Source organism: Shimwellia blattae DSM 4481 = NBRC 105725, assembly GCF_000262305.1.
Classification (GTDB): Bacteria; Pseudomonadota; Gammaproteobacteria; order Enterobacterales; family Enterobacteriaceae; genus Shimwellia; species Shimwellia blattae.
This window is the reverse complement of the sequence record NC_017910.1, coordinates 2,753,279-2,780,030: the sequence shown is the minus strand read 5'-3', so window position 1 is coordinate 2,780,030 and position 26,752 is coordinate 2,753,279. Positions and strand designations below refer to the sequence as shown.

The 26,752-nt window shown below is 58.0% G+C and carries 23 protein-coding genes; 12 read left to right on the top strand and 11 right to left on the bottom strand.

Annotation, left to right across the window (positions count from 1 at the left end):
- The first annotated feature begins 159 nt into the window (after positions 1–159).
- The 6 genes from nagE (at position 160) to EBL_RS13015 (ending at position 9,961) form a co-directional block, all read left to right on the top strand.
- Positions 160–2,190: an N-acetylglucosamine-specific PTS transporter subunit IIBC gene (gene nagE / locus EBL_RS13040; protein ID WP_002439264.1), complete on the top strand. Its 2,031-nt coding sequence runs from the start codon at positions 160–162 to the stop codon at positions 2,188–2,190.
- Positions 2,191–2,458: 268 nt separating this feature from the next.
- A complete protein-coding gene (gene phoC / locus EBL_RS13035) occupies positions 2,459–3,208 on the top strand; it encodes an acid phosphatase PhoC (RefSeq protein WP_002439269.1) in 750 nt (249 codons plus the stop codon).
- 172 nt (positions 3,209–3,380) lie between these two features.
- Positions 3,381–5,048, top strand: coding sequence for a glutamine--tRNA ligase (gene glnS / locus EBL_RS13030; RefSeq protein WP_002439271.1), 1,668 nt, complete (start codon positions 3,381–3,383; stop codon positions 5,046–5,048).
- 461 nt (positions 5,049–5,509) lie between these two features.
- Positions 5,510–6,910 (top strand): chitoporin ChiP, encoded by a 1,401-nt coding sequence (gene chiP, locus EBL_RS13025; RefSeq protein ID WP_002439273.1) that lies wholly within the window; start codon positions 5,510–5,512, stop codon positions 6,908–6,910.
- 46 nt (positions 6,911–6,956) lie between these two features.
- Positions 6,957–7,292, top strand: a complete 336-nt coding sequence (locus EBL_RS13020; protein ID WP_002439274.1) for a ChiQ/YbfN family lipoprotein — start codon at positions 6,957–6,959, stop codon at positions 7,290–7,292.
- A 17-nt stretch (positions 7,293–7,309) separates the two neighbouring features.
- Positions 7,310–9,961 (top strand): beta-N-acetylhexosaminidase, encoded by a 2,652-nt coding sequence (locus EBL_RS13015; RefSeq protein ID WP_002439276.1) that lies wholly within the window; start codon positions 7,310–7,312, stop codon positions 9,959–9,961.
- An 84-nt stretch (positions 9,962–10,045) separates the two neighbouring features.
- Here EBL_RS13015 and fur read toward each other — a convergent pair whose 3' ends face one another.
- The 4 genes from fur to ybfF form a co-directional block, all read right to left on the bottom strand.
- The gene (fur, locus tag EBL_RS13010) at positions 10,046–10,495 is read right to left on the bottom strand and encodes a ferric iron uptake transcriptional regulator (protein WP_002439278.1); all 450 of its coding nucleotides are present in this window, start codon (positions 10,493–10,495) and stop codon (positions 10,046–10,048) included.
- 299 nt (positions 10,496–10,794) lie between these two features.
- Positions 10,795–11,325: a flavodoxin FldA gene (fldA, locus tag EBL_RS13005; RefSeq protein ID WP_002439279.1), complete on the bottom strand. Its 531-nt coding sequence runs from the start codon at positions 11,323–11,325 to the stop codon at positions 10,795–10,797.
- A gap of 156 nt (positions 11,326–11,481) precedes the next feature.
- Positions 11,482–11,778 carry a LexA regulated protein gene (gene ybfE / locus EBL_RS13000; RefSeq protein WP_034920006.1) on the bottom strand — a complete coding sequence of 99 codons (297 nt, stop codon included), beginning with the start codon at positions 11,776–11,778 and terminating at the stop codon, positions 11,482–11,484.
- Positions 11,779–11,910: 132 nt separating this feature from the next.
- The gene (ybfF, locus tag EBL_RS12995; protein ID WP_002439283.1) at positions 11,911–12,690 is read right to left on the bottom strand and encodes an esterase; all 780 of its coding nucleotides are present in this window, start codon (positions 12,688–12,690) and stop codon (positions 11,911–11,913) included.
- Between the two features lie 279 nt (positions 12,691–12,969).
- Here ybfF and seqA point away from each other — a divergent pair, with 279 nt between their 5' ends.
- Together seqA and pgm are read left to right on the top strand one after the other, a co-directional pair.
- A complete protein-coding gene (seqA, locus tag EBL_RS12990; RefSeq protein ID WP_002439284.1) occupies positions 12,970–13,527 on the top strand; it encodes a replication initiation negative regulator SeqA in 558 nt (185 codons plus the stop codon).
- A 31-nt stretch (positions 13,528–13,558) separates the two neighbouring features.
- The gene (gene pgm, locus EBL_RS12985) at positions 13,559–15,202 is read left to right on the top strand and encodes a phosphoglucomutase (alpha-D-glucose-1,6-bisphosphate-dependent) (RefSeq protein ID WP_002439286.1); all 1,644 of its coding nucleotides are present in this window, start codon (positions 13,559–13,561) and stop codon (positions 15,200–15,202) included.
- A gap of 139 nt (positions 15,203–15,341) precedes the next feature.
- Here the strand turns inward: pgm and EBL_RS12980 are convergent, their stop codons facing one another.
- From EBL_RS12980 to kdpF, 7 genes are all read right to left on the bottom strand, one after another.
- Positions 15,342–15,770: an EamA family transporter gene (locus EBL_RS12980; RefSeq protein WP_002439288.1), complete on the bottom strand. Its 429-nt coding sequence runs from the start codon at positions 15,768–15,770 to the stop codon at positions 15,342–15,344.
- An 87-nt stretch (positions 15,771–15,857) separates the two neighbouring features.
- Entirely contained in the window at positions 15,858–16,532 is a 675-nt protein-coding gene (gene kdpE / locus EBL_RS12975) for a two-component system response regulator KdpE (protein ID WP_002439290.1), read from the bottom strand.
- Complete coding sequence (gene kdpD / locus EBL_RS12970; RefSeq protein ID WP_002439293.1) at positions 16,529–19,213, bottom strand: two-component system sensor histidine kinase KdpD; 2,685 nt, start codon at positions 19,211–19,213, stop codon at positions 16,529–16,531. Before kdpD ends, kdpE begins: the two co-directional genes overlap by 4 nt.
- A gap of 12 nt (positions 19,214–19,225) precedes the next feature.
- Entirely contained in the window at positions 19,226–19,804 is a 579-nt protein-coding gene (gene kdpC, locus EBL_RS12965) for a potassium-transporting ATPase subunit KdpC (RefSeq protein WP_002439294.1), read from the bottom strand.
- A gap of 12 nt (positions 19,805–19,816) precedes the next feature.
- Positions 19,817–21,865: a potassium-transporting ATPase subunit KdpB gene (kdpB, locus tag EBL_RS12960; RefSeq protein ID WP_002439295.1), complete on the bottom strand. Its 2,049-nt coding sequence runs from the start codon at positions 21,863–21,865 to the stop codon at positions 19,817–19,819.
- A 16-nt stretch (positions 21,866–21,881) separates the two neighbouring features.
- Positions 21,882–23,561 carry a potassium-transporting ATPase subunit KdpA gene (gene kdpA / locus EBL_RS12955; protein ID WP_002439296.1) on the bottom strand — a complete coding sequence of 560 codons (1,680 nt, stop codon included), beginning with the start codon at positions 23,559–23,561 and terminating at the stop codon, positions 21,882–21,884.
- Positions 23,561–23,650, bottom strand: coding sequence for a K(+)-transporting ATPase subunit F (gene kdpF, locus EBL_RS20345; RefSeq protein WP_014716109.1), 90 nt, complete (start codon positions 23,648–23,650; stop codon positions 23,561–23,563). The genes kdpA and kdpF overlap by 1 nt, the downstream gene beginning before the upstream one ends.
- A gap of 355 nt (positions 23,651–24,005) precedes the next feature.
- On the opposite strand from kdpF, the gene EBL_RS12945 reads away from it, so the two are divergent.
- The 4 genes from EBL_RS12945 (at position 24,006) to pxpC (ending at position 26,746) form a co-directional block, all read left to right on the top strand.
- A complete protein-coding gene (locus tag EBL_RS12945) occupies positions 24,006–24,218 on the top strand; it encodes a YbfA family protein (protein ID WP_002439297.1) in 213 nt (70 codons plus the stop codon).
- A 173-nt stretch (positions 24,219–24,391) separates the two neighbouring features.
- The gene (locus tag EBL_RS12940; protein ID WP_002439298.1) at positions 24,392–25,135 is read left to right on the top strand and encodes a type 2 GTP cyclohydrolase I; all 744 of its coding nucleotides are present in this window, start codon (positions 24,392–24,394) and stop codon (positions 25,133–25,135) included.
- A gap of 19 nt (positions 25,136–25,154) precedes the next feature.
- Positions 25,155–25,811, top strand: coding sequence for a 5-oxoprolinase subunit PxpB (pxpB, locus tag EBL_RS12935; protein WP_002439299.1), 657 nt, complete (start codon positions 25,155–25,157; stop codon positions 25,809–25,811).
- Positions 25,805–26,746, top strand: a complete 942-nt coding sequence (gene pxpC / locus EBL_RS12930) for a 5-oxoprolinase subunit PxpC (protein WP_002439300.1) — start codon at positions 25,805–25,807, stop codon at positions 26,744–26,746. The genes pxpB and pxpC overlap by 7 nt, the downstream gene beginning before the upstream one ends.
- Positions 26,747–26,752: the final 6 nt, after the last annotated feature.

Sequence of the window (26,752 nt, the reverse complement as noted above, 5' to 3'; positions counted from 1 at the left end):
TTTGGTGATTGTAATCACAAAAGACGCGCGTTTAATTTGCGATACGAATTAAATTTTCACACACTTCGACTGTGAGTGAGTTTGCCAACTGATGTTCAATACGCGACACATATAAAAATATGGCCAGCCGGCCGCACAGAGTCTCATAGGGGGAATAAAGTGAGTATTCTTGGTTATTTGCAACGCGTGGGGCGGGCCCTTATGGTCCCGGTCGCCACACTGCCCGCAGCAGCGATACTGATGGGGGTTGGGTACTGGATTGATCCGGTTGGCTGGGGTGGCGATAACGCACTGGCGGCTTTCTTTATAAAATCCGGTTCCGCCATTATTGATAACATGGGCGTGCTGTTTGCGGTGGGTATCGCATACGGGATGTCCAAAGATAAAGACGGGGCCGCGGCCCTGGCAGGTTTTGTTGGTTTCCTGGTGCTGACCACGCTCTGTGCGCCCGCGTCGGTGTCAATGATTCAGAAGATCCCGCTTGATCAGGTTCCTGCGGCGTTTGCCAAAATTCAGAACCAGTTTGTGGGTATCATGGTGGGGATTATCTCTGCGGAGCTGTACAACCGGTTCAGCAATGTGGAGCTGCCCAAAGCGCTCTCCTTCTTCAGTGGCCGTCGCCTGGTGCCGATTATCACCTCCTTTGTGATGATCCTGGTGGCGTTTATTCTGATGTACCTGTGGCCGGTGGTGTTTGCGGGCCTGGTGACCTTCGGTGAGCATATCCAGAAACTGGGTTCTGCCGGTGCTGGTCTGTACGCGTTCTTTAACCGTCTGCTGATTCCGGTTGGTCTGCATCACGCGCTGAACTCCGTGTTCTGGTTCGATGTGGCCGGTATCAACGATATTCCTAACTTCCTTGGCGGTGCCCAGTCTATTGAAGCGGGTAAAGCAGTGGTCGGGATCACCGGGCGTTATCAGGCGGGCTTCTTCCCGATCATGATGTTTGGTCTGCCGGGTGCGGCGCTGGCTATCTACCAGTGTGCCCGTCCGGAAAATAAAGCCAAAGTGGCCGGTATTATGATGGCCGGTGCTTTTGCCGCCTTCTTTACCGGGATCACCGAGCCGCTGGAATTCTCCTTCATGTTCGTGGCGCCGGTGCTTTACTTTATCCACGCCGTGCTGACCGGTATTTCTGTTTATATCGCGGCGGCAATGCAGTGGATCTCCGGCTTTGGCTTCAGTGCCGGGCTGGTGGATATGGCGCTGCAGTCCCGTAACCCGCTGGCAACCCACTGGTGGATGCTGATCCCTCAGGGTTTGGTGTTCTTTGTTATCTACTATGTGGTGTTCCGTTTTGCCATCACCCGCTTTGGTATGATGACCCCGGGTCGTGAGCTGGCCGTCAGCGGCAGCGAAGCCGACGGTAAAGATGAGAATGTAAGCGGTGCAGCAGGCGGCGAGCAGGATATGGCGGCGCTGGCGAAACAGTACATCGCGGCGGTGGGCGGCTCTGATAACCTGACCGGTATCGATGCCTGTATTACCCGTCTGCGTCTGAATGTGAAAGACAGCGCGATTGTGAATGATGCTCTGGCTAAACGCCTTGGTGCCTCCGGGGTGATTCGCCTGAATAAAACCAGCGTGCAGATAATCGTCGGCTTTGTGGCTGAGAAGATAGCAAACGCCATGAAAACCACCGGTCATGTGGATGCAGCACCTGCTGCAGCGCAACCGGCACCGGCAGCCGCAGCAAAACCACAGGCGGCACCGGTCAGCGGTAAGCCGGTGATTGCAGCGCTGGTGGCCCCGGTGAGCGGTGAAGTGGTAGATCTGGAGAAAGTGCCGGATGAAGCCTTCGCCAGCAAAGCGGTGGGTGACGGTATTGCCATTAAACCGACCAGTAAAACCGTGGTTTCTCCGGCTGCCGGGACGATTGTGAAAATCTTCAACACCAATCACGCGTTCTGCCTGGAGACAGAAAAAGGCGCTGAGATCGTGGTGCATATGGGGCTGGATACCGTAGCGCTGAACGGCCAGGGCTTCACCCGCCTGGTTGATGAAGGCACCGAGGTTACCGCAGGTCAGCCGGTTCTGGAGATGGATCTGGACTACCTGAACGCCAATGCCCGCTCCATGATAAGCCCGGTAGTGTGCAGCAATATCGATGACTTCAGCGGTCTGGTGCTGCAGGCGAAAGGCAATGTGGTGGCCGGTGAGACGGCACTCTACGAGATTAAGGATAAGTAACTATCCATTATTACAGGTAACAGCATTGCTCCTGAGTGTGATGTCATACCTGAGCGGCGCGGGGGTTCCCCGGGCCGCTTTTTTTTATGGGGCCTGCGGTGAGGAGCGTTATCTGCTGGCCCTGTTTGTGCAACAAACGCTTTTATTGTGTAATTTTTGTGACGTATATCAGGTTTTTAAGCACCCTGTGGCGCTCATACTGGCAACCTGTTGATATTAAGCAACACTCTTCACTCACGGAATTAACACGCACAGTAAAGGTATACGCATGAAAAAACGTGTTCTGGCAGTTTGTTTTGCCGCATTGTTCTCTTCTCAGGCCCTGGCGCTGGTCGCTACCGGCAACGACACTACCACGAAACCGGATCTCTACTACCTCAAGAACAGTGAAGCCATTAACAGCCTGGCGCTGTTGCCGCCACCACCGGCGGTGGGCTCCATTGCGTTTCTCAACGATCAGGCCATGTATGAACAGGGGCGCCTGCTGCGCAACACCGAACGCGGTAAGCTGGCGGCGGAAGATGCAAACCTGAGCAGTGGCGGGGTGGCGAATGCTTTCTCCGGCGCGTTTGGTAGCCCGATCACCGAAAAAGACGCCCCGGCGCTGCATAAATTACTGACCAATATGATTGAGGACGCCGGGGATCTGGCGACCCGCAGCGCGAAAGATCACTATATGCGCATTCGTCCGTTCGCGTTTTATGGGGTCTCTACCTGTAATACCACCGAGCAGGACAAACTGTCCAAAAATGGCTCTTATCCGTCCGGGCATACCTCTATCGGCTGGGCTACTGCGCTGGTGCTGGCAGAGATCAACCCTCAGCGCCAGAACGAGATCCTGAAACGCGGTTATGAGCTGGGCCAGAGCCGGGTGATTTGCGGCTACCACTGGCAGAGTGATGTGGATGCCGCGCGGGTAGTGGGATCTGCCGTTGTGGCGACCCTGCATACCAACCCGGCGTTCCAGCAGCAGTTGCAGAAAGCGAAGGCCGAATTCGCCCAGCATCAGAAGAAATAATCCTGACTACCGCCTTGCCTTGCAGGGCGGTAGTGGTTTCCACTGGCCCCGATTCGCTATTCCCACAGTAATAATGACGGTATATGATTTTGTGCAACGAAAAGGTTGTGTCACGCCACAGCTTATAAGATCATGTGCCGTTAACCGATGTTTCCGCTTTGAGGACTTTGCGATGAGTGAGGCTGAAGCCCGCCCAACTAATTTTATTCGTCAGATCATTGATGAAGATCTGGCCAGTGGTAAGCACACAACAATCTGCACCCGTTTCCCGCCGGAACCTAACGGTTACCTGCATATTGGCCACGCCAAATCCATCTGCCTGAACTTTGGTATTGCCCGGGACTATCAGGGGCTGTGCAACCTGCGCTTTGATGATACTAACCCGGCCAAAGAAGATATCGAGTTCGTTGACTCCATCAAAAATGATGTGCAGTGGCTGGGCTTCCACTGGAGTGGCGATATTCGCTACTCGTCTAACTACTTTGATCAACTGTACCTGTACGCCATTGAGCTTATCAACAAAGGGCTGGCGTATGTGGACGAACTGTCTGCTGAGCAGATCCGTGAATATCGCGGCACCCTGACCCAGCCGGGCAAAAACAGCCCGTTTCGCGATCGCAGTGTGGAAGAGAACCTGGCGCTGTTTGAAAAAATGCGCGCCGGTGGTTTTGCTGAGGGTAAAGCCTGCCTGCGTGCCAAAATCGACATGGCATCACCGTTTATCGTGATGCGTGACCCGGTACTCTACCGGATCAAGTTTGCCGAGCATCACCAGACCGGTAACAAGTGGTGCATCTACCCGATGTACGATTTCACCCACTGCATTTCCGATGCCCTGGAAGGGATCACCCACTCACTGTGTACGCTGGAATTCCAGGATAACCGCCGCCTGTACGACTGGGTGCTGGAGAACATCACCATTGATGCGCACCCGCATCAGTACGAGTTCTCACGCCTGAATCTCGAATATACCGTGATGTCCAAGCGTAAGCTGAACCTGCTGGTGACAGACCACATCGTTGAAGGCTGGAACGACCCGCGTATGCCGACCATTTCTGGCCTGCGCCGTCGCGGTTATACGGCGGCGTCTATTCGCGAATTCTGCAAACGCATCGGCGTGACCAAGCAGGATAACAACGTGGAAATGGCCGCGCTGGAAGCCTGCATTCGTGAAGATCTGAACGAAAACGCCCCGCGCGCGATGGCGGTTATCGATCCGGTTAAAGTCGTGATTGAGAACTACCCGCAGGGCGGCAGCGAAATCATCACCATGCCGAACCACCCCAATAAGCCGGAAATGGGCAGCCGTGAAGTGCCGTTCAGTGGCGAAGTCTGGATCGATCGCGCTGACTTCCGCGAAGAAGCCAACAAACAGTACAAGCGTCTGGTACTGGGCAAGGAAGTGCGCCTGCGTAATGCCTACGTAATTAAGGCAGAGCGGGTTGAGAAAGACGACGCGGGTAATATCACCACTATTTTCTGTTCTTACGATGCGGACACCCTGAGCAAGGATCCGGCCGACGGGCGGAAAGTGAAAGGGGTGATTCACTGGGTAAGTGCGGCCCACGCGCTGCCGGTTGAGATCCGCCTGTATGATCGTCTGTTCAGCGTGCCGAACCCGGGCGCGGCAGAGGATTTCCTGGCCACCATTAACCCGCAATCGCTGGTTATCCGCCAGGGGTATGCCGAGCCGGGCCTGAAAGACGCCGAAACAGGCAAGGCCTTCCAGTTTGAGCGCGAAGGCTACTTCTGCCTCGACAGCGTACACGCCACTGCGCAGAAACCGGTATTTAACCGTACCGTTGGCCTGCGCGATACCTGGGCGAAAACAGGCGAGTAATTCGCTTATGCTGTAAAAAACGCCGCATCTGCGGCGTTTTTTTTTGCCCTCAGGGAATGGTTTACTTTCGCAACCGCCTTTCTGCATAATTATTCGCAACGCAAAATAATGCCGTGAGAGACTCCCCCTGTTCTGTGTGGATACTCGCGCGTAGCGTGGCGCACATTCCGTGTTTAAGCACAATAAGTCGTCAGCAACCACTGAATTTAGTCCACTCCCGGGGATAACGCTATCATTAATCCGCAGATTATTGGTATGTAACAAAATATCACTAATTGTGTGTTCCGCGTCATAATTCTGGTAATCCCCCGTAAATCCTCATTGATAATTCGCGCCGCGAAAAATAATCTAACACCTGTGGTGTCGGGCGGTTTGCCTGCTGGCTACCGCTTTTTTTAGCTTTATTTTTTTGCGCTGTGTTTTGCACAGGCATTTTTTATTCGTCAAAGAGGAATTTCCATATGCGTACCTTTAGGGGGAAACGTAATGCGTTAGCTTTAGCTATCGCCAGCGTCACGGCGCTTTCCGGCTGGGTGGCAGCACCCGCCGCCCGGGCGGCCGGGTTTGTTGATGACTCGACAATGACCGGCGGTATTTATTACTGGCAACGTGAGCGCGATCGCAAAGACGTAACCGATAACGGAAAATATAAAACCAACCTTTCTCACTCCACCTGGAACGCCAATCTCGATTTTCAGTCCGGCTATGCGGCCGATATGTTTGGCCTTGATCTGGCGGTATTTACCGCCGTGGAAATGGCGGAAAGCTCAGAAAGCGGCCACCCGAATGAAATTGCCTTCTCTTCCAGTAATAAAGCCTATAAAGAGCGCTGGACCGGCGATAAAAGCGGCGTAAGCCTGTATAAAGCGGCGGCAAAATTCCAGTATGGCCCGGTCTGGGCGCGGGCGGGTTATATTCAGCCCACCGGCCAGACACTGTTAGCGCCACACTGGAGCTTTATGCCGGGGACCTATCAGGGGGCCGAGGCCGGGGCGAAATTTGATTTTGAGCAAAACGGCCTGCTGAGCTTCTCTTATATGTGGACCAACCAGTATAAAGCGCCCTGGCATATTGAGATGGATCGCTTCTACCAGATTGATGGCCACACCAAAGTGGATTATCTGCACTCGCTGGGGGCCCGCTACGACTTTAAAAACGACTTAATTCTGGAGGCGGCATTTGGCCAGTCGAAGGGGTATATCGACCAGTATTTTGCCAAAGCCAGCTATAAATTCGATATTCCCGGCGGCCCGTTAAGCACCAGTTACCAGTTCTACGGCGCGAAAGATAAAATCAGCAGCGGCCGCGCTACCGATGTCTATGACAGCACCGCCTGGCTGCAGGCGCTGACCTTCGGCTACACCATAGGCCAGGTTGAGCTGCGCCTGGAAGGGACCTGGGTAAAAGCCGACGGTCCACAGGGCTACTTCCTGCAGCGTATGACCCCGACTTACGCCTCCTCGAATGGCCGCCTTGATATCTGGTGGGATAACCGCTCCGACTTTAACGCCAACGGCGAAAAAGCGGTCTATTTCGGCACCATGTATGATCTCAGCAACTGGAATCTGCCGGGCTGGGCCGTGGGGGCATCGTATGTCTATGGCTGGGATGCCAAACCCAGCTCCCGGCCAACGGATGACGGCTATTACAAATCTAACCGCCGCCTGAAAGAGTCCGCCTACAGCCTGGATGCCATGTACACCGTTCAGGAAGGGCGGGCGAAAGGCACGCTGTTTAAACTGCACTTCACCCAGTATGACAACCACTCCGACATCCCGAGCTATGGCGGCGGCTATGGCAATATTTTCCAGGATGAGCGCGACGTGAAGTTTATTGTTATCGCCCCGTTTACCGTGTTCTGAGGCCAGCCGGGCGGCCCTGCGCTGCCCGCCACTATGGAGTATTCCAATGAAAAAACAACTGTTTGTGGCACTGGTTGCGCTGGCCATCGCCGGATGTTCAGCCACCGCTGATGCCCCCCGTCAGGAGAGCCGCCTGAAAGAAGCCTACAGCGCCTGTATCCGCAGCGCCCAGGGCAACCCGGACAAAGTGGACGCCTGCCAGACGGTGCTCAGTGAGTTGCGTAAAGAGAAGCAGCACCAGGCCTTTGCCGAGCAGCAACAGGTGAAAGTGCTGGATTACCAGCACTGCATTAATGCCCGGAAAATGGGCAACGATGAAGAGGCCAGCGTTATCTGTACCCGTATCTGGCAAGAGCTTCACGCCAGTAATCAGTCACAATAAGGGATGAGGGAAGCAGCATGTTTAAACTGAGCATATCCGCAGCGGCGATTGCGGGATTACTTGCCAGCGGTGCGGCGTTTGCCGGGCAGCAAACGGTCGACCAGATAAGCCAGCTGGCGGTGAACTACACCATTAACGATAACCACGCTGGCGCAAATGGCGTGGACTGTGCCGCCCTGGGGGCCGACTGGGCATCCTGCAATAAGGCGACAATTACGCTGACCAACCACGGTGCGGCCATCACCGATAAAGACTGGGCGATTTACTTCCCGAGCATTCGCCAGATCCTCAAAATCGACAACGATCAGTTTGCCGTTACCCATATTGTGGGTGATCTGCACAAGCTGACGCCAACGGATAAATTCACCGGCTTCCCGGCCGGGAAGTCGGTAGAGATCCCGATAGTCAACGAATACTGGCAGCTGTTTATGACCGATGTGATCCCGCGCTGGTATGTGACCTCCGGCGAGGCAACCCCGAAGGTGATTGCCAGCACCAATAGCGAAGATCTGAGCCGTTTTGTCTCGCCGCTGGGAGGAGATCAGTGGAAGCGCACGCCGGAAGATAAAAACATTCTGATGACGGCAGAAGCGCGTTTTGAGAAAAACAGCGATGTAAAACTGCTCAATGCCCGGAACCTGCGCGGCCAGATCCTGCCAAGCCCCTCCCGGGTAACGGTACACGGCGAGGATGTGGATCTCAGCCACGGGGTTAAGCTGGATCTCTCTGCGCTGACGGCCCCGTCTGCCCGGGCGATTAGCGATCGCTTTGCGCTGCTGGGGGTCAAAACGGACGGTAGCTACCCGGTAAAAACCGCGATTGCTGCCCGCGAATTTAAAGGCGATGACGCAGTACCCGGTGCTTACCGTTTACAGATTGGCCCCAAAGAGGCGCGGATAACCGGCTATGACGAAGCCGGGGTCTTTTATGGTCTGCAGTCTGTGCTGTCGCTGATCCCGACACAAGGGGCGATGAAGATAGCCACCCTGGATGCGGAAGATGCGCCGCGCTTCCAGTACCGGGGGATGTTTATTGATGTGGGGCGCAACTTCCACAGCAAGGCGTCTATCCTGCGTGCGCTGGATCAGATGGCGGCCTACAAGCTGAATAAATTCCACTTCCACCTGACCGATGATGAAGGCTGGCGCATTGAAATCCCCGGGCTGCCGGAGCTGACAGAAGTCGGCAGTAAGCGCTGCCACGATCTGAGTGAGAAAACCTGCCTGTTGCCACAGCTGGGTTCCGGGCCGGATACCTCGACCAACGGCAGCGGCTATTTCAGTAAAGCGGACTATATCGAGATCCTCAAATACGCGAAGGCGCGCCATATTGAGGTGATCCCGGAGATAGACGTACCGGCCCACGCCCGTGCGGCGGTTATCTCCATGGAAGCCCGTTATGATCGTCTGATGAAAGAGGGCAAAGCGCAGGAGGCCGCGGCCTACCGGCTGCTGGATCCGACCGATACCTCAAACACCACGGGCGTGCAGTTTTACGATCGCACCGGCTACCTGAACCCGTGCCTGGAATCCTCGCGCCACTTTATTGATAAAGTGATCGGCGAGATCCAGCAGATGCACAAAGAGGCCGGGCTGGCGCTGACGACCTGGCATTTCGGTGGCGACGAGGCGAAAAATATCTACCTCGGCCCGGGGTATACGGATAAGAACAAACCGGAAGCGGGTAAAGGCCAGCTGGATCTCAGCAAACAGGACAAGCCCTGGGCGAAGTCTCAGGTGTGCCAGACCATGCTGAAAGAGGGCAAAGTGGCCGATCTGGAGCACCTGCCGAGCTGGTTCGCCGTGGAGGTGAGCAAGATTGTTAATAAGCACGGTATCGAGAAGATGCAGGCCTGGCAGGACGGCCTCAAAGATGCCAAAGATGCCAGCGCCTTCGCCACGAAACGCGTTGGGGTGAACTTCTGGGATACCCTGTACTGGGGCGGGGCGGATTCGGTCAATGACTGGGCGAACAAAGGCTATGAGGTGACCATCTCTAACCCGGATTATGTCTATCTCGACTTCCCTTATGAAGTGGATCCGCAAGAGCCGGGATATTACTGGGGAACACGCTTTACCGATGAGCGCAAGCTGTTCAGCTTTGCCCCCAATAACCTGCCGCAAAATGCGGAGACCTCCGTCGATCGCGACGGTATGACCTTCGCGGCGAAGTCAGACAAACCCTGGCCGGGCGCTCACGGGATCTCCGCCCAGCTCTGGAGCGAGGTGGTGCGCACAGACGATGAGCTGGAATATCGCCTGTTCCCGCGCCTGATTGCCATGGCGGAGCGTGCCTGGCACCAGGCCGGGTGGGAGCAACCTTTCCAGGCCGGTAAAGAGTATCAGGGGGGCGTCACGCACCATGTGGATACCAAAGCGCTGCACCAGGACTGGGAGCGTTTTGCAAACCTGCTGGGGCAGCGTGAGCTGGCGAAGGTGGATAAAACCACGCTTGCATACCGCCTGCCGGTGCCAGGGGCGCAGGTGGCAGCCGGGGTGCTGGCGGCGAATGTCAGCCTGCCGGGGCTTGGTATTGAATACTCGGTAGATGGCGGAAAGCAGTGGCAGCGCTATCAGGATAATGCCCGCCCGCAGGTCAGCGGTGAGGTGATGGTGCGTACTGTCAGCCCGGACGGTAAACGTACCAGCCGGGCGACAACGGTACGCTGAGTCGCAACGAAAAACGGTGGCCTGGCCACCGTTTTTTTGTCGGTAAAAAACCGGGTATCACCCGGTTATGTTTACTGAGCGTGATTATTTAGAGTCGTCGTGAGCGTGTTCATCCTCACGGCAGTCTCCCTCAGCGCAGTGGCCATACAGATACAGACTGTGGTTGGTCAGGCGAATTCCATGACGCGCCGCAATTTCACGCTGGCGGGATTCAATGGAGTCATCACTGAATTCGATCACTTTGCCGCAATCCAGACAGATCAGATGGTCATGGTGATGCTGCTGGGTCAGCTCAAAAACCGATTTGCCACCTTCGAAGTTATGACGGGTAACAATGCCCGCGTCATCAAACTGGTTCAGCACGCGGTATACGGTGGCTAAGCCAATCTCTTCGCCCATATCGATCAGTCGTTTGTACAGCTCTTCCGCACTGACGTGATGATTAGCAGGCTCCTGTAACACTTCGAGGATTTTCAGCCGGGGAAGTGTGACTTTAAGGCCAGCCTTCTTTAACGCGTTATTATTGTCAGTCATGCGGGAGTTATCCTGTTGCTTAACGATTTAGCCCCCGGAGGGAGTTAAAAGCGGGTACGACAAAAGATGCATGGGTTTCATTATAGAACCGATGGTTATAAATGAAAACCGCGAAACATCACACAAATACAGCCTTCAGAAAACGAATGTCAGTATTGCTTCACAAGAAAAAAACATTCATTAAAGCGACCGTCATTGTACCGCGTTCTGATATAAAGTTAAAAACTTGTAGCAATTCTTGTTATCGGGCAAAACAATCAGGCGGCACTGGCGGGTGGGTGCCAGCGCCGCGCTACCACTCAGGCGTTGATAATATCGCTCAGGTGCATCTCTTCAGAAACCTGCTTAACCCAGGCTTCAACGCGCTGCTGGGTCAGCTCTGGCTGGCGGTCTTCATCGATAGCCAGGCCCACGAAGTGGTTATCATCCACCAGACCTTTAGAGGCTTCAAAGTGGTAGCCTTCTGTTGACCAGTGGCCGACGATAGTCGCCCCGCGTGGCTCGATAATATCGCGCAGGGTGCCCAGCGCATCGCAGAAATATTCTGCGTAATCTTCCTGGTCGCCACAACCAAACAGCGCTACCAGTTTGCCGGTAAAATCAACATCTTCCAGGGTAGGGAAGAAATCATCCCAGTCACACTGCGCTTCACCGTAGTACCAGGTCGGGATACCGAGCAGCAGAATATCGAACGCTTCCAGATCTTCTTTGCTGCTTTTAGCAATGTCATGCACCTCAGCCACATCTTTACCGAGCTGCTTCTGAATCATTTTTGCGATATTTTCGGTGTTGCCAGTGTCGCTGCCGAAGAAAATGCCTGCGATCGCCATGAGTAAGATAACCTCTTGAATCTTAAAATAGGGTGGCTGCTTGATGCCATGGATTGGTCAATGATAGCAGAACAGCTCCTGCAGCGGAAACTGCTATCACCGCCTTGTGCACAGACTGCAACATGGGGCGGATAACGGGGAACGACGGGTTCTCTGTTACCGGGAGGGCGTCTTGCGTAACGTGTCGCTGAGTAAGTCCATCAGCATGGTTTCGATCAGTTCGCTGCGGCTGATACTGCGTGCCTCTGCCAGCTGGTTCAGTGCATCCACGGCGTCACTATTGAGTTTTAACTCCACACGCTTAAGCCCGCGGCTTTTATCGCGTTTGAGCTGGTTCCGTTTATTTATGCGTAACTGTTCGTCACGGGATAACGGATTGGTTTTCGGTCGACCCGGGCGACGTTCGTCTGCGAACAGATCGAGTGTCGTCCGGTCCGTTTGTTCTTTTGCCATGATAAAGAATATTGCCAGGGGAAACAGGCGACGGAGCATTAAGCCCGGGCGTATTAATCAGCGCGCCATCATACAACAGGGAGCAGGGCGCGCCAACGCGTAAGGCTAATCTGAAAATCAGTCGGCGAGTTTTTAGGCGGATTCCTGCCCGGCGGCGAGAAACTGGCGGATCACCCGCAGCACCGCGTCGGGTTTTTCAGCATGAACCCAGTGGCCTGTACCGGCTATCACGTGGGCCTGAGCCTGGGGGAACTGGCGTAAAATAGCCGGGCGGTACTCGGGTTTTACATAGGGCGAGTCGCCACCGCAGATAAACATGGCCGGGTGTGGCCAGGCGGGCACATCGTCCCAGCCGACGATACTGGCATACGCGTCCCACAGCACCGGCACATTAAAGCGCCACTCGCCCTGGACAAAGGACTTGAGAATAAACTGGATAACGCCTTCTTCTTTTATATGCTCACGCATGATCGCCGCCGCATCGTGGCGGGTGGTCACGCCTGCGGCACTCACCGCCCGGATAGCGGCGAAAATATCGTCGTGACGGCGCAGATGATAATCCACCGGTGAAATATCAATCGCGACCAGCTTATCAATGCGCTCAGGCGCCAGTGCAGTGGTGGCCATGGCGGTTTTCCCCCCCATGGAGTGGCCTATCAGAATGGCCCGCTCAAACCCGGCACTGTCCATGGTGTCGAGAATATCCCCGGCCAGCGCGGCCCAGTGCATATCCGGGCTGCGCGGCGACAGGCCGTGGTTGCGTAAATCCACCTGCATCACGGTATGATCGTTAACCAGGTCCCGCGCCAGCACCCCTAAGTTATCCAGGCTGCCAAACAGGCCGTGGATCAGGACAACGGGTAAATTCTGCTGTGTTTGTTGTGCGCTTTGCACCCGGGCGTGTAATTTCATGGCAAAGTTCTTTTTTGGCTGAGGTCAGGTTAGGGTATTATGTTCCGCATTCTAGCGTCCGGCGGCATAGTAACGATTAATTAACATTATGACCAGCCGGGTTTCGTATTGCGGGAAGTCGGGGGCGCGTTCACTCTCAGATTTTTCGGCTTGCAGGACGGCGTCAATGCCGTAAATTCCAGGTACTGATTTCAGGCGTCTGGAGTCCTGGCCGTTAACTGGGCATGAAGGGTAAACCCTGACGACTTGTATTCAGAAAGATTATTGCACCGGATAAAGATGAAAACGATTGAAGTTGATGACGAGCTGTATCGCTATATTGCCAGCCACACTCTGCACATTGGCGAGAGCGCGTCCGACATTTTACGGCGAATGCTGAAAATCGCTACTGCACAGACCGCATCTGGCAGCCAGGCCCCTGTAAAATCCGCCACCGCAGCAGCACCTGCTGCGCCTGCTGTGGCAGAAAAACCGGCGAACAACGCCCGGGGCCGCGTGCGCGCGATGCGGGAACTGCTACTCTCTGATGAGTACGCAGAGCAGAAAAAAGCGGTTAATCGTTTCTTATTAATTCTGACGACCCTCTACTCACTGGATGAGAGCGCCTTTGGCGCCGCAACGGAATCATTGCATGGTCGGACACGCGTATACTTCGCCTCTGACGCGCAAACGTTGTTGAAAAGTGGTAACCAGACCAAACCTAAACAGGTCCCGGCTACCCCGTACTGGGTAATTACGAACACCAATACTGGCCGCAAATGCGCGATGGTAGAACACATCATGCAATCGATGCAGTTCCCGGCGGAGCTTATCGAAAAAGTCTGCGGCACTATCTGATTTTCGCGTCAAACATGGAAAGGAACTGACAATGGCTAACCATCCTCGTGCCGGTCTTCCGGCGCAGCAGAGCGACCTGATTAACGTCGCTCAACTGACCGCTCAGTATTATGTACTGGCCCCCGATATTGCTAACCCGGAGCATGCGGTAAAATTTGGCACCTCCGGGCACCGCGGCAGCGCAGCGCGCCACAGCTTTAATGAGCCGCATATTCTGGCTATTGCCCAGGCAATTGCTGAGAACCGCGCGAAGAACGGCATTACCGGCCCGTGCTATGTGGGAAAGGATACTCACGCACTCTCTGAACCGGCCTTCATTTCCGTACTGGAAGTGTTGGCGGCCAACGGTGTGGATGTGATAGTCCAGCAGGATAACGGCTTTACGCCGACCCCTGCCGTATCAAACGCGATTCTGGTTCACAACCAGAAAGCGGGCCCGCAGGCGGACGGTATCGTCATTACCCCGTCCCATAACCCGCCGGAAGATGGCGGTATCAAATACAACCCGCCAAACGGTGGGCCTGCGGATACCAACGTTACCAAAGTTATCGAAGAGCGCGCGAATGCGCTGCTGGCCGATGGTCTCAAGGGCGTGAAACGCCTGCCGCTGGCCCAGGCCCTGGCCAGTGGTCACGTAAAAGAAGTGGATCTGGTACAGCCGTATATCGAAGGTCTGGCGGATATTGTGGATATGAAAGCTATCCAGAAAGCCGGGCTGAAACTGGGTGTCGATCCGTTAGGCGGCTCCGGTATTGAATACTGGAAACGCATTGCTGAGTTCTACAAGCTGGATCTGACCATCGTAAACGATCAGGTTGATCAGACCTTCCGCTTTATGCACCTGGACAAAGACGGGGCTATCCGCATGGACTGCTCTTCCGAGTGCGCCATGGCGGGCCTGCTGGCGCTGCGCGACAAGTTCGATCTGGCCTTCGCCAATGACCCGGACTACGACCGTCACGGTATCGTCACCCCGGCGGGGCTGATGAACCCGAACCACTACCTGGCGGTGGCGATCAACTATCTGTTCCGGCATCGTCCTCAGTGGGGCAGTGATGTTGCCGTGGGCAAAACCCTGGTCTCTTCTGCGATGATTGACCGGGTAGTTAACGACCTGGGCCGTAAGCTGGTTGAAGTGCCGGTGGGCTTTAAATGGTTTGTGGACGGCCTGTTCGACGGCAGCTTCGGTTTCGGTGGTGAAGAGAGCGCCGGGGCATCCTTCCTGCGCTTTAATGGCACCCCGTGGTCTACCGATAAAGACGGCATCATCATGTGCCTGCTGGCGGCGGAGATTACTGCCGTGACCGGTAAGAACCCGCAGCAGCATTACGACGAGCTGGCCGCGCGTTTCGGTGCGCCGAGCTACAACCGTTTACAGGCATCTGCCACCTCTGCACAGAAAGCGGCGCTGTCTAAGCTCTCCCCGGAGATGGTCAGCGCCAGCACCCTGGCCGGTGACCCGATCACCGCACGCCTGACGGCGGCCCCGGGTAACGGTGCCTCTATCGGCGGCCTGAAAGTGATGACCGACAACGGCTGGTTTGCCGCCCGTCCGTCAGGCACGGAAGACGCGTACAAGATTTACTGCGAGAGCTTCCTCGGTGATGAGCACCGTAAGCAGATCGAAAAAGAAGCGGTTGAGATTGTCAGCGAAGTGCTGAAAAACGCCAGATAAGCGCAGCGCTGACTGACGGATAATAAAAAGGAACGCCCCGGCGTTCCTTTTTGCTTTATATGTGGCGGTGAGGCGCGTTATCTCATGGGTTCGCTTGCCCTGAGCATAGCCTGTGGCCGGTTAACAACGCCTTTGAGGCTCAGCCCAGTGCGACCAGCAGGGCACCCGCGGCAATCAGCGCCACACCCGCCCCGGCCACCAGGGAGAGCCTCTCCCCGAACAAAATAACCGCCAGCACCACGGAAAACACCACGCTCAGCTTGTCGATGGGGGCCACCCGGGAGACCGGCCCCGCTTTAATCGCCATAAAGTAGAACAGCCAGGAAAGCGCCCCGGCGACCCCGCTACAGACAATCCACAGCAGCGCCTTGCGATCCGCAAGGACCTGGCTTACCAGGCTGACCTTCCCCTGGACCACCACCACACCCACCAGAAACAGGGCCATCACCACCGCGCGCACAGCCGTGGCGGTGTTGGCATCCAGATGCTGAAGCCCGATTTTGCCGCAAATCGCCACCAGTGCCGCACTGGCGGCAGAGAGCAGCGCATAGAGTAGCCAGGCGCTCATTGTGTCTGTCCATCCGTTAAGAGTAAGAAGGGGAGTTATTCTACTCCCCGGAGGTGAAAAGCCAATTACCGGGCACCCGGCGGCGGCTCAGAGCATAAAACGATAGCCGATGCCGGTTTCTGTCAGCAGGTGGCGCGGGCGGGCCGGATCCTGCTCCAGTTTCTGGCGCAGGTGGCCCATATAAATACGCAAATAGTGGCTGTGCTCAACGGCGTTTGGCCCCCAGACCTGGTTGAGTAACTGGCGCTGGGTCAGCACTTTTCCGGCGTTATTAAGCAGCACTGCCAGCAGGCGAAACTCAATCGGGGTCAGGTGGATATCGGCCTCTCCCCGGGTGATACGGTGGGCGGCGAGATCAACCTGAATATCCCCAAAGCTGAAGGTGGGTCCGGCAACGCCGGTGGCCTGGCGGCGCAGGGCCACACGCACCCGGGCCTGGAGCTCACCAATCCCAAACGGCTTACTGAGGTAGTCGTCTGCCCCGGCATCCAGGGCGGCAATTTTATCCTGCTCGTCGCTGCGGGCAGAGAGCACAATCACCGGCATCGGGGACCACTGGCGCACCTCGCGGATAAAATCGATACCGTCGCCGTCCGGCAGGCCGAGGTCAAGAATGGTCAGGGCTGGCTGGCGGGTGGCCGCTTCCGTCAGCCCCCGTTGCAGGGTGTCGGCGTCATAGACGCGCAGCCCGTCGCTCTCCAGCGCGGTACGCAGGAAACGGACAATGGCTTTTTCATCTTCAACAATCAGTATGCTGGTCACATAACCTCATTTTCATCCAGTTCCGGGGCCGGGGGCTGGGGCACCCGGAGATGAAAGACCGCCCCGCCTTCGGGGGCGTTCTCTGCGGTAATTGTACCGCCGTGCACATCCATTATCGCCCGGCAAATGGCCAGGCCAAGCCCCACGCCCGGGATGGCGGACTCCTTACTGCCGCGGGCGAACTTATCAAAAATAGTCTGCTCCTGCCCGGAGGGGATTCCGGGGCCGTTATCGCGGATGTCCACTTCCAGCATAGCCTGCGGGCAGCGGGCGTGAAGGCTAATGTGTGCGCCGGGTCCGGCATATTTGATGGCGTTCTCCAGCAGGTTGATCAGCACCCGTTCAAACAGCGGGCCGTCGACCTGGATCAGGGCGAGCGGGTCGGGAATATCCAGGGTGACGGGGTGCCCGGCCGCCAGCGGCTCCAGGGTTTTCAGGGCGCTGCCGACCACCTCTTCAAGGGTCAGCCACTCTTTATGCAGGTTAAACCCCCCGGACTGGATGCGCGCCATATCCAGCAGGTTATTCACCAGCCGGGTGGTGTTGAGAATATATTCGCGAATTTCGCTGGCCTGCCGGGCGTGGGGTGAGCCGGCACAGGCCAGGTCCAGGGTCAGGATCTCGGCCTGGCCGAACAGCACCGTAAGCGGGGTGCGCAGATCGTGGGAGAGGGCCGAAAGCAGGGCATTACGAATCTGCTCCCGCTCGCTGGCGATCCGTGCCTGCTCTTCGCTGGTGGCCAGCAGCTGGCGCTCCAGGGCGGTGGCGCACAGCAGGGTGAAGGTCTCCAGCAGGCGCTGCTGTTCGGGCACCATGAGCTGGCGCAGATTCTCCGGCTCAATCACCACCAGGCCCAGGGTCTGGCTGGGGGTGCTCAGGGGAAGAACCCGCCAGGGCATCCCCGGCAGGGTGTCGGTTCCGGCCCCGGCCGGCAGGCCTTTATCAAAGCTCCAGCGGGCAATGGCATCATCCCAGAAGGGGTCGCTGTCCGGGGCGGTCAGGGCGGTGAGTTTGCCGTGCTCGTCCGGGGTCAGCACCTGGCAGCGGGCCCGGAAACTGTTACCGAGAAAGTGCTCGCTGGTGGCGGCAATATCCCGCACTGAGCGGGTGGTGGCCAGGGCCCGGGACATTTCATACAGGTGGCGGGTGCGCTGCTCCCGGTAGCGGGCGATGCGCGCCTGGTAGCGCACCCCGGCAGTCAGATTACCGATGGTCAGCCCCACCACCAGCATCACGCTGAATGTCAGCAGGTACTGGACATCCGACACGGCGAGGGTGCCGTGGGGGGCAATAAAGAACAGATCGAAACTCAGCACGTTAATCACGGTTGCCAGCACCGAAGGCCAGCGCCCGTAAAACAGGGCCACTACCACCACCCCCAGCAGGTAGATCATCACCAGGTTGGCGGCGTCAAACCCCATCATAAACTGGCGGGCGAACAGCGTAATCAGGGCGCACAGGGCCACAGCCACCAGGCACCCCTGGATCTGTACCCGCCATTTTTCGCCAAACGGACGGTTATCCGGCGTTTTACGGGGGTCTGCGGGGGCTTTTTCGTCAACGGCCACCACCATAATGTCCAGATCCGGCGCCAGCCGGGCCAGGCGATCGGCAAACGGGGGGCGCGGCCACCAGCGGTGCAGGGTGCGGCGGCCAGTAATCATTTTGCCGAGGTTGTGGTCCCGGGCATAGCGCACCAGCGCCTTTTCCTCGCTGGGATCTGAGAGGGTTGCGGTCTGGGCCCCCAGCTCCTGGGCCAGTCTCAGGGCGTTGAGAATGCGCCGCCGCTGTGCCGGGGGGAGCTGATGCAAGCGCGGGGTCTCCACAAAGACTGCGTGCCAGTCGCTGCCCAGTTTCCCGGCCAGCCGGGCGGCGGTGCGCACCAGCTTGTCGTTATCGCCGGTGTGGCCAATACAGAGCAGGATGGCGTCCCGGGTGTGCCAGACCTTTTCCCGCCCGCGCTCAGCCCGCCAGGCGCGCATTTGCTCATCAACCCGGTCGGCGGTGCGCCGCAGCGCCAGTTCGCGCAGGGCGATCAGGTTGCCCTTGCGGAAAAAGTGCTCAATGGCCCGCTCGGCCTGGCCGGAGATATAGACCTTGCCCTCGTGCAGGCGCTGGCGCAGATCGTCCGGGGGCAGATCCACCAGCACAACTTCATCGGCGGCGTCGAAGATCGGGTCCGGCACGGTTTCCCGCACCTGTACGCCGGTCACGCCGCCCACCACGTCATTAAGGCTCTCCAGATGCTGTACGTTAACGGTGGTGAACACGTCGATCCCCGCCGCCAGTAGCTCCTCCACATCCTGCCAGCGCTTCGGGTGCCGGGAGCCCGGGGCGTTACTGTGGGCCAGCTCATCAACCAGCACCAGCGCCGGGTTACGGGAGAGGGCGCCATCCAGATCGAACTCGCCAATGCGGCGCCCCCGGTGGAGGAGCCGCCGCGGGGGCAACAATGGCAGGCTGGCTAACAGGGCGGCGGTCTCCTGGCGGCCGTGGGTTTCCACCACCCCCACCAGAATATTCAGCCCCTGCTGATGCAGGCGCCGGGCCTCCTGGAGCATGGCGTAGGTTTTCCCCACCCCGGCACAGGCGCCAAAAAAGATCTTCAGCTTTCCCCGGGGCGGGCGGCTGAGCTGGTGTAGCAGCTGGTCCGGATCCGGGCGATCGGGTTCCCCTGTCATCTCTGTTCCTTGTTATTCCGGGTGGTGGAGGGCATCCAGCGCCAGATTCAGTTGAACAACATTTACCACCGGCTGGCCGGTAAACGCCAGCAGCGGTGTGCGGGTAAAACGTGCGATCAGCCGGGTTATCACCTCCGGGGGGAGTTGCCGGGCCCGGGCGATGCGCGCCACCTGCCAGTGGGCCGCCGCCGGGGTGATATCCGGATCCAGCCCGCTGGCAGAGGTGGTGACCAGCGCCAGCGGCACTTGCGGGCTGGCCTGCGGATTCGCGGCCCGCAGGGCGGCGATGTCTGCGGCAATACGGCTATCGAGCGCCGGGTTGCTGCCCGCCAGATTGCTCCCGCCGGAGGCGAGCGGGTTACAGGGTGAATCCCCGTTTACACAGGGGCGACCGTGGAAATATTCCGCCCGGGTAAATGCCTGGCCAAGCAACAGGGAGCCGCGAATCTGCCCCTGTGTTCTTATCAGAGAGCCTGACGCCTGATCCGCAAACCACCACTGCCCCAGCAGGGTGGTAAGCAGCGGGTAAACGCCCCCGGTTAACAGGGTCAGTAACAGCAATAATAGTACAGCAGGACGTAACATAGCCATTTGATAACACTCCTAAACCAGCCCGGTGGCCGTGAGGATCAGATCAATTATCTTGATACCGGGAAAGGGAATAATCAGCCCGCCCAGACCGTAGATCCACAGGTTGCGCCGCAGCATGGCGGCGGCGCTGAGTGGCCGGTAACTCACCCCGCTGAGGGCCAGCGGGATCAGGGCGATGATGATCAGCGCATTAAAAATGACCGCGCTGAGAATCGCCGAGGCCGGAGAGTGAAGATGCATGATATTCAGGGCGTTGAGCTGCGGAAATGTCGCCGCAAACGCCGCCGGGATAATGGCAAAATATTTGGCCACATCGTTGGCGATACTGAAGGTGGTCAGGGAGCCCCGGGTCATCAGCATCTGCTTGCCGATGTGGACCACTTCAATCAGCTTGGTGGGGTTTGAGTCCAGATCCACCATGTTGCCCGCCTCTTTGGCCGCCTGTGTGCCGGAGTTCATCGCCACGGCGACGTCTGCCTGGGCCAGGGCCGGAGCGTCGTTGGTGCCGTCCCCGGTCATTGCCACCAGGCGCCCGGCGGACTGGTACTGGCGGATCAGCGCCAGTTTCGCCTCCGGGGTGGCCTCAGAGAGAAAATCATCCACCCCGGCTTCTGCGGCGATGGCCGCGGCGGTGAGCCGGTTATCGCCGGTGATCATCACGGTTTTGATGCCCATCTGGCGTAGCTGGGCAAAGCGCTCTTTAATGCCGCCTTTAACAATATCTTTCAGGGCAATCGTGCCCAGCACCTGGCCGCCTTCGGCAACCACCAGCGGGGTGCCGCCTTTGCGGGCTACTGCGTCAACATCGCTTTCGACCCCGGGCGGAAAGTGACCACCATTGGCCGCAATATGGCGGCGGATGGCATCAACCGAGCCTTTGCGGATCATCCGCTCACCGAGGTTTATCCCGCTCATCCTGGTGCTGGCGGTAAAGGGCACAAATGTGGCCTTCAGGCTCTGAATATCCCGCTCGCGCAGGGCAAAACGCTGTTTGGCCAGGATAACGATACTGCGCCCTTCGGGGGTTTCGTCTGCCAGGGATGCCAGTTGCGCGGCGTCGGCCAGATCCCGTTCGCTGACACCGGGCGCAGGCAGAAAGTGGGACGCCTGGCGGTTACCCAGCGTAATGGTGCCGGTTTTATCCAGCAGCAGGACATCCACATCACCGGCCGCCTCTACGGCGCGCCCGCTGGTGGCGATAACATTGGCCCCCAGCATACGGCTCATTCCGGCCACGCCAATGGCAGAGAGCAGCCCCCCGATGGTGGTGGGGATCAGGCAAACCAGTAGCGCTACCAGCACCGTAATGCTCACCGGGTGGCCGGTCCAGGCGGTAAACGGCCACAGGGTGGCGGTAGCCAGCAGAAAGACAATCGTCAGGGCGATAAGCAGGATGGTCAGGGCGACCTCATTGGGGGTTTTGCGGCGTTTAGCCCCCTCGACCATGGCTATCATCCGGTCCAGGAAGGTGTCCCCCGGATCGGCGCTACAGCGGATAACCAGCCAGTCTGAGAGGATCCGGGTGCCCCCGGTCACGGAGGCGAAATCCCCGCCGGACTCGCGGATAACCGGGGCGGATTCGCCGGTGATGGCGCTCTCGTCTACGGAGGCCCCCCCTTCAATGACCTCGCCGTCACAGGGGATAATATCGCCGGCCTCCACCAGCACTATATCGTCTTTACGCAGCTCTGCCGCCGGGACATGGTCCATTTGGGCATCGTGCCGGGGGGCGCGCAGCTTGCGGGCCCGGCTGGTTTTCTGCACCCCTTTCAGGCTGCTGGCCTGGGCCTTGCTGCGCCCTTCGGCCAGGGCTTCGGCGTAGTTGGCAAACAGCACGGTAAACCATAACCACAGGCTGATGATGCCGCTAAACCCGGCGCTGCCGGGAAGGAGGCGCACCAGCATGGCAAGGGCCAGCAGGCTGGTCAGCAGGCTGCCGCACCAGACAATAAACATGACCGGGTTGCGCCACTGGGTGGCGGGGTTCAGCTTTTTCACCGCGCTTATCAACGCCTGTCTGACCAGGGCGGGCTCGAACAGATTGACGGATTTACGACTCATAGCATCCTCTGAGAACTTAACGGTGAACCAGATATTCCGCCACCGGGCCAAGGGCGAGGGCAGGGATAAATGTCAGGGCGCCAACCAGCAAAATGGTGCCGATCAGCAGACCGATAAAGAGCGGCCCGTGGGTCGGCAATGTACCGGCAGAGGTGGGCTGGGTGCGTTTGGTCACCATGCTGCCGGCAATAGCCAGCACTGGGGCAATCACGGCAAAACGGCCCAGCAGCATGCACAGGGCCAGCAGCAGGTTCCAGAGGGGGGTATTCGCACTGAGCCCGGCAAAGGCGCTGCCGTTGTTGTTGGCTGCGGAGGAGACCGCATACAGCACTTCACTAAACCCGTGGGGGCCCGGGTTGAGCATGGCCCCGGGCCCGGCGCCGGTCATCATTGCCAGCGCTGTACCGGCTAATACCAGTGTGGGGGTGACCAGAATCGCCAGGGCGGTCATTTTCATTTCGCGGACATCGATTTTTTTGCCCAGATACTCCGGGGTGCGGCCAATCATCAGCCCGGCAATAAACACCGCCAGCATGATAAACAGCATCATGCCGTACAGCCCGCTCCCGACACCGCCGAAGACCACCTCGCCAATCTGCATCAGCCACAGGGGGATCATGCCGCCCGGCGCGGTAAAGGCGTCGTGCATGGCATTGACCGCCCCACAGGAGGCGGCGGTGGTTATCACCGCAAACAGGCTGCTGACAAGAATGCCAAAGCGGCTCTCTTTACCCTCCATATTGACGCTGCTGTCTGCGCCCAGGGTCAGAAAGTGGGGGTTGCCGCGCCATTCAGCCCACACCACCAGCACCACACAAACGGCGAAAATCAGCCCCATGGTCCAGAGAATGGCCCGCCCCTGGCGCGGGTCGCCACACACGTCACCAAAGGCAAAGCACAGGGCGGCGGGGATCAAAAAGATAGCCAGCATCTGCACGGCGTTGGTCAGCACGGTGGGGTTCTCAAACGGGTGGGCGGAGTTGGCATTAAAGAAGCCGCCGCCGTTGGTCCCCAGCAGTTTTATCGCCTCCTGGGAGGCGACCGGCCCGCCGGGCAGCAGCATGTTCACCCCCTCAAGGCTGAGCGCAGGGGTATAGGGCTGAACATTCTGAATGACCCCCTGCTGGATAAAAAACAGGGCGATGATCAGCGAGAGCGGCAGCAGGATCCACAGGGTAATACGCAGCAGATCGCTCCAGGCGTTCCCGAGGGTGGTGACCGACTGGCGGGTAAAGGCGCGGATTAAGGCGTAGGCTACCGCTATCCCGGTGGCCGCCGACAGGAAGTTCTGCACCGTCAGCCCGGCCATCTGGCTGAAGTAGCTGAGGGTGCTTTCCCCGGCGTAAGCCTGCCAGTTGGTGTTGGTGACAAAGCTGATGGCGGTATTAAGGGCCAGATCCCAGCTCAGCCCCGGAAAATGCTGGGGGTTAAGCGGCAGGCTTGCCTGGCTGGTCAGGAGGGTAAACAGCACCACCAGCCCCAGCAGGTTAAACAGCACAATGGCCAGCAGATACTGACGCCAGTCCATTTCGCGGTTGTCTGCCCCCACCAGGCGCAGTAGCGGGCGCTCCAGCCAGGCGGTGCCCGGCAGCGGTATGCCCTCTATCTGGCGGGCCAGCAGGCTGCCCAGCGGTTTGGCCAGGGCCAGCAGTAGCGCCAGATAACTGATCAGTAACAGTGCGGTTGCGGAGATCATCAGAAATCCTCCGCGTTGAGCAGGGCGTACAGCAGGTAGCCCAGTAACAGGAACACCACGATGACGCCGATTATGATGCCAGTATTCACAGTTCACCCCGAATAATATGGTCTGGATAACTTGATCCTCGCCGCTGGCGCGCAAAGATGTTGCAAAAATAGGGGCCGGGAATATAAAAAAAGTATAAAAATAAAATCCCACAAATTAACTATTGATTAGTATTAAGTTAACCTTGTGGTAACAAAATTACAGAATAAGGTGACCGGTATTAAAAAAAGTGCGCTTTAGTGGTCGGATGAGTAGTAAAATTTCAGAAAAAGCGGTAATATTTTGACCAGATAAAACACTTACCGTTATGGCGCCTTGCGCCACGATGTATCACCCGCCAGGTTCGTTTCAGGCTGGTAGCCTCCGGAATCACGCGGGTCGCGAGGGGAGAAGACAATGACCACCACCACCTATAAACGTTATTCTGCATTACATATCCTGCTGCGCCGTGCATTCGCGCTGACTGTCGGCATTGCCGCGCTGCCGGTGATGCTGTTCTGGAAAGACCGGGCCCGCTTTTACAGTTACCTGCACCGGGTGTGGGCGAAAACCGGGGATAAACCGGTATGGATGGAGCAGGCTGAACAGGCCGCCTGCGATTTTTACTGATTGCCGGTATGCCGGATAAAAACCGCCGCAGTGTGAGCTGTCGGCGGTTTTTTTGTATCAGTAACGGACTGGCTACACTTAACATGTCGGGCTCTGGCGTGCCGGTTAATATCGACGGCCGGACCGGCGAGGGTTATGTTATAGCGCGACGCGCCAGCCAATAGAGAGGAAGAATGAATAATATCGAACTGGAAACCCTGATTAATACGCAACTTAACAGCGCGGCGTTTAATGATTACGCCCCCAACGGCTTGCAGGTTGAGGGGCGGTCGTCGGTAAGCAAAATTATTACCGGCGTTACGGCCTGCCAGGCACTGATTGATGAAGCTATCCAGCGCAACGCCGATGCGATTATCGTCCACCACGGGTATTTCTGGAAAAATGAAGCGCCGCAGATCCGCGGCATGAAACGCCAGCGCCTGAAAGCGCTGCTGGAAAACGATATTAATCTGTATGGCTGGCACTTACCGCTGGATGCGCATCCGCAACTGGGCAATAACGCGCAGCTGGCGCATTTACTCGGTATTGAGATAAAAGGCGAGATCGAGCCGCTGGTGCCCTGGGGGGAGCTCGCCATGGCGGTGCCGGGGCCGGAGCTGGCCTCGTGGATTGAAACCCGCCTTGGCCGCAAGCCATTGTGGTGTGGGGATACCGGGCCGGACACTATCCGCCGGGTGGCCTGGTGCACCGGGGGCGGCCAGGGGTTTATTGACAGCGCCGCCCGCTACGGGGTGGATGCCTTCATTACCGGCGAAGTTTCCGAACAGACTATCCATTCAGCCCGTGAGCAGGGGCTGCACTTCTTTGCCGCCGGTCACCACGCCACGGAGCGCGGGGGGATCCGCGCCCTGGGCGAGTGGCTGAATGCGCACACTGATCTGGATGTCACTTTTGTTGATATTCCGAATCCGGCCTGAGATCTGAAGGAGGGACATCTTGCAACGAGCACGCTGCTATTTATTAGGCGAGAGCGCGGTTGTTCTGGAGCTGGAGCCACCGGTCACGCTTGAGAGCCAGAAAAAAATCTGGGGGCTGAAGGCAAGGCTTGCGGAGGTGCCCGGTATCCTGGATGTGATCCCGGGCATGAATAATGTCACCGTGGTACTGGCGGATCCGCAAAACCGCGCGCTGGATGCCATTGAGCGCATTCAGCGCTGGTGGGAAGAGAGCGACGCACTGGAGCCCACCCCACGTCAGATTGATATTCCGGTTATCTACGGCGGTGCGGCCGGGCCGGATCTGAACGAGGTCTCCCGCCACTGCGGGTTATCACCCCGTCAGGTGGTTGAGCTGCACGCCAGCGCGGATTATTTTGTCTGCTTTATCGGCTTTCAGCCCGGGTTCCCGTATCTTGGCGGAATGCCCCGGGCGCTTGAGACCCCGCGCCGGGCAGAGCCGCGGCTGGTGGTTCCGGCCGGAAGCGTCGGCATTGGCGGCAGCCAGACCGGTATTTACCCGCTGGAAACCCCGGGAGGATGGCAACTGATTGGCCAGACTTCCGTGCGGTTGTTTGATATCCACAACACACCGGCAGGTTTACTGCAACCGGGGGACAGGGTGCGTTTTGTGCCCCAGAAGGAGGGGGTATGCTGACGATTATTCGTGCCGGGGTGCACACCTCAGTACAGGATGCCGGGCGCATCGGCAGCCGGGGGATGGGGGTCAGCCGCAGCGGGGCGCTGGATCTGCCTGCCCTGCGGATTGCTAACCTGCTGGTGGGCAATGATGAAAACGCCCCGGCCCTGGAGATAACCCTGGGCCAGGTGGTGATTGAGTTTAACCAGGACGGCTGGTTTGCCCTGACCGGGGCTGGTTGCGATGCGCGCATTGATGGCCGCGCCGTCTGGACCGGCTGGCGGCTGCCTTACAAACGTGGCCAGCAGCTGGTGCTTAAAACCCCCCGCCACGGGATGCGCAGTTATCTGGCGGTGGCCGGGGGGCTTGATGTTCCCCGGGTGATGGGCTCCGCCAGTACCGATCTGAAAGCCGGTTTTGGCGGCTTTCAGGGGCGTCTGCTGAAAGACGGCGATAAGCTGCCCGTGCGTGACGGTGGTCAGCATTTTATGGAGTCCCGCGGGGTGAAGCAGCTGCTGTGGGGAAACCGGATCCGGGCGCTGGCCGGGCCGGAGTATCAGGAGTTCAGCAAGGTTTCGCAGGAGGATTTCTGGCGCCTGCCCTGGCATATCAGCCCGCAAAGTAACCGCATGGGCTACCGCCTGCAGGGGCCAGTGCTGGCGCGGGAAACCCGCCGGGAGCTCTATTCCCACGGGCTGTTGCCCGGCGTGGTGCAGGTGCCCCACAACGGCCAGCCGATCGTGCTGATGAACGATGCCCAGACCACCGGCGGGTATCCGCGCATTGCGGTGGTGATTGAGGCGGATCTGTACCATCTGGCGCAGGTGCGGCTCGGGGAGCCGATTCACTTTATCCCCTGTACCCATGAAGAGGCGCTGAAAGCGCGCCATGAGCAGGAGTTATTTATCCGCCAGATAGCCTGGCACTTACAGGAGCCGGTTAAGGTTAAGTAGCAGAGT

What these genes read in the sequence shown, in the direction of transcription:
- EBL_RS12980 (WP_002439288.1), bottom strand. Translation starts at nt 15,770, where the DNA reads ATGAGCGCCTGGCTACTCTATGCGCTGCTCTCTGCCGCCAGTGCGGCA.
- ybfF (WP_002439283.1), bottom strand. Translation starts at nt 12,690, where the DNA reads ATGAAATTACACGCCCGGGTGCAAAGCGCACAACAAACACAGCAGAAT.
- EBL_RS13015 (WP_002439276.1), top strand. Translation starts at nt 7,310, where the DNA reads ATGTTTAAACTGAGCATATCCGCAGCGGCGATTGCGGGATTACTTGCC.
- pxpC (WP_002439300.1), top strand. Translation starts at nt 25,805, where the DNA reads ATGCTGACGATTATTCGTGCCGGGGTGCACACCTCAGTACAGGATGCC.
- seqA (WP_002439284.1), top strand. Translation starts at nt 12,970, where the DNA reads ATGAAAACGATTGAAGTTGATGACGAGCTGTATCGCTATATTGCCAGC.
- ybfE (WP_034920006.1), bottom strand. Translation starts at nt 11,778, where the DNA reads ATGGCAAAAGAACAAACGGACCGGACGACACTCGATCTGTTCGCAGAC.
- chiP (WP_002439273.1), top strand. Translation starts at nt 5,510, where the DNA reads ATGCGTACCTTTAGGGGGAAACGTAATGCGTTAGCTTTAGCTATCGCC.
- EBL_RS12940 (WP_002439298.1), top strand. Translation starts at nt 24,392, where the DNA reads ATGAATAATATCGAACTGGAAACCCTGATTAATACGCAACTTAACAGC.
- pgm (WP_002439286.1), top strand. Translation starts at nt 13,559, where the DNA reads ATGGCTAACCATCCTCGTGCCGGTCTTCCGGCGCAGCAGAGCGACCTG.
- EBL_RS13020 (WP_002439274.1), top strand. Translation starts at nt 6,957, where the DNA reads ATGAAAAAACAACTGTTTGTGGCACTGGTTGCGCTGGCCATCGCCGGA.
- fldA (WP_002439279.1), bottom strand. Translation starts at nt 11,325, where the DNA reads ATGGCGATCGCAGGCATTTTCTTCGGCAGCGACACTGGCAACACCGAA.
- kdpD (WP_002439293.1), bottom strand. Translation starts at nt 19,213, where the DNA reads ATGACAGGGGAACCCGATCGCCCGGATCCGGACCAGCTGCTACACCAG.
- kdpB (WP_002439295.1), bottom strand. Translation starts at nt 21,865, where the DNA reads ATGAGTCGTAAATCCGTCAATCTGTTCGAGCCCGCCCTGGTCAGACAG.
- kdpA (WP_002439296.1), bottom strand. Translation starts at nt 23,561, where the DNA reads ATGATCTCCGCAACCGCACTGTTACTGATCAGTTATCTGGCGCTACTG.
- kdpC (WP_002439294.1), bottom strand. Translation starts at nt 19,804, where the DNA reads ATGGCTATGTTACGTCCTGCTGTACTATTATTGCTGTTACTGACCCTG.
- phoC (WP_002439269.1), top strand. Translation starts at nt 2,459, where the DNA reads ATGAAAAAACGTGTTCTGGCAGTTTGTTTTGCCGCATTGTTCTCTTCT.
- EBL_RS12945 (WP_002439297.1), top strand. Translation starts at nt 24,006, where the DNA reads ATGACCACCACCACCTATAAACGTTATTCTGCATTACATATCCTGCTG.
- glnS (WP_002439271.1), top strand. Translation starts at nt 3,381, where the DNA reads ATGAGTGAGGCTGAAGCCCGCCCAACTAATTTTATTCGTCAGATCATT.
- fur (WP_002439278.1), bottom strand. Translation starts at nt 10,495, where the DNA reads ATGACTGACAATAATAACGCGTTAAAGAAGGCTGGCCTTAAAGTCACA.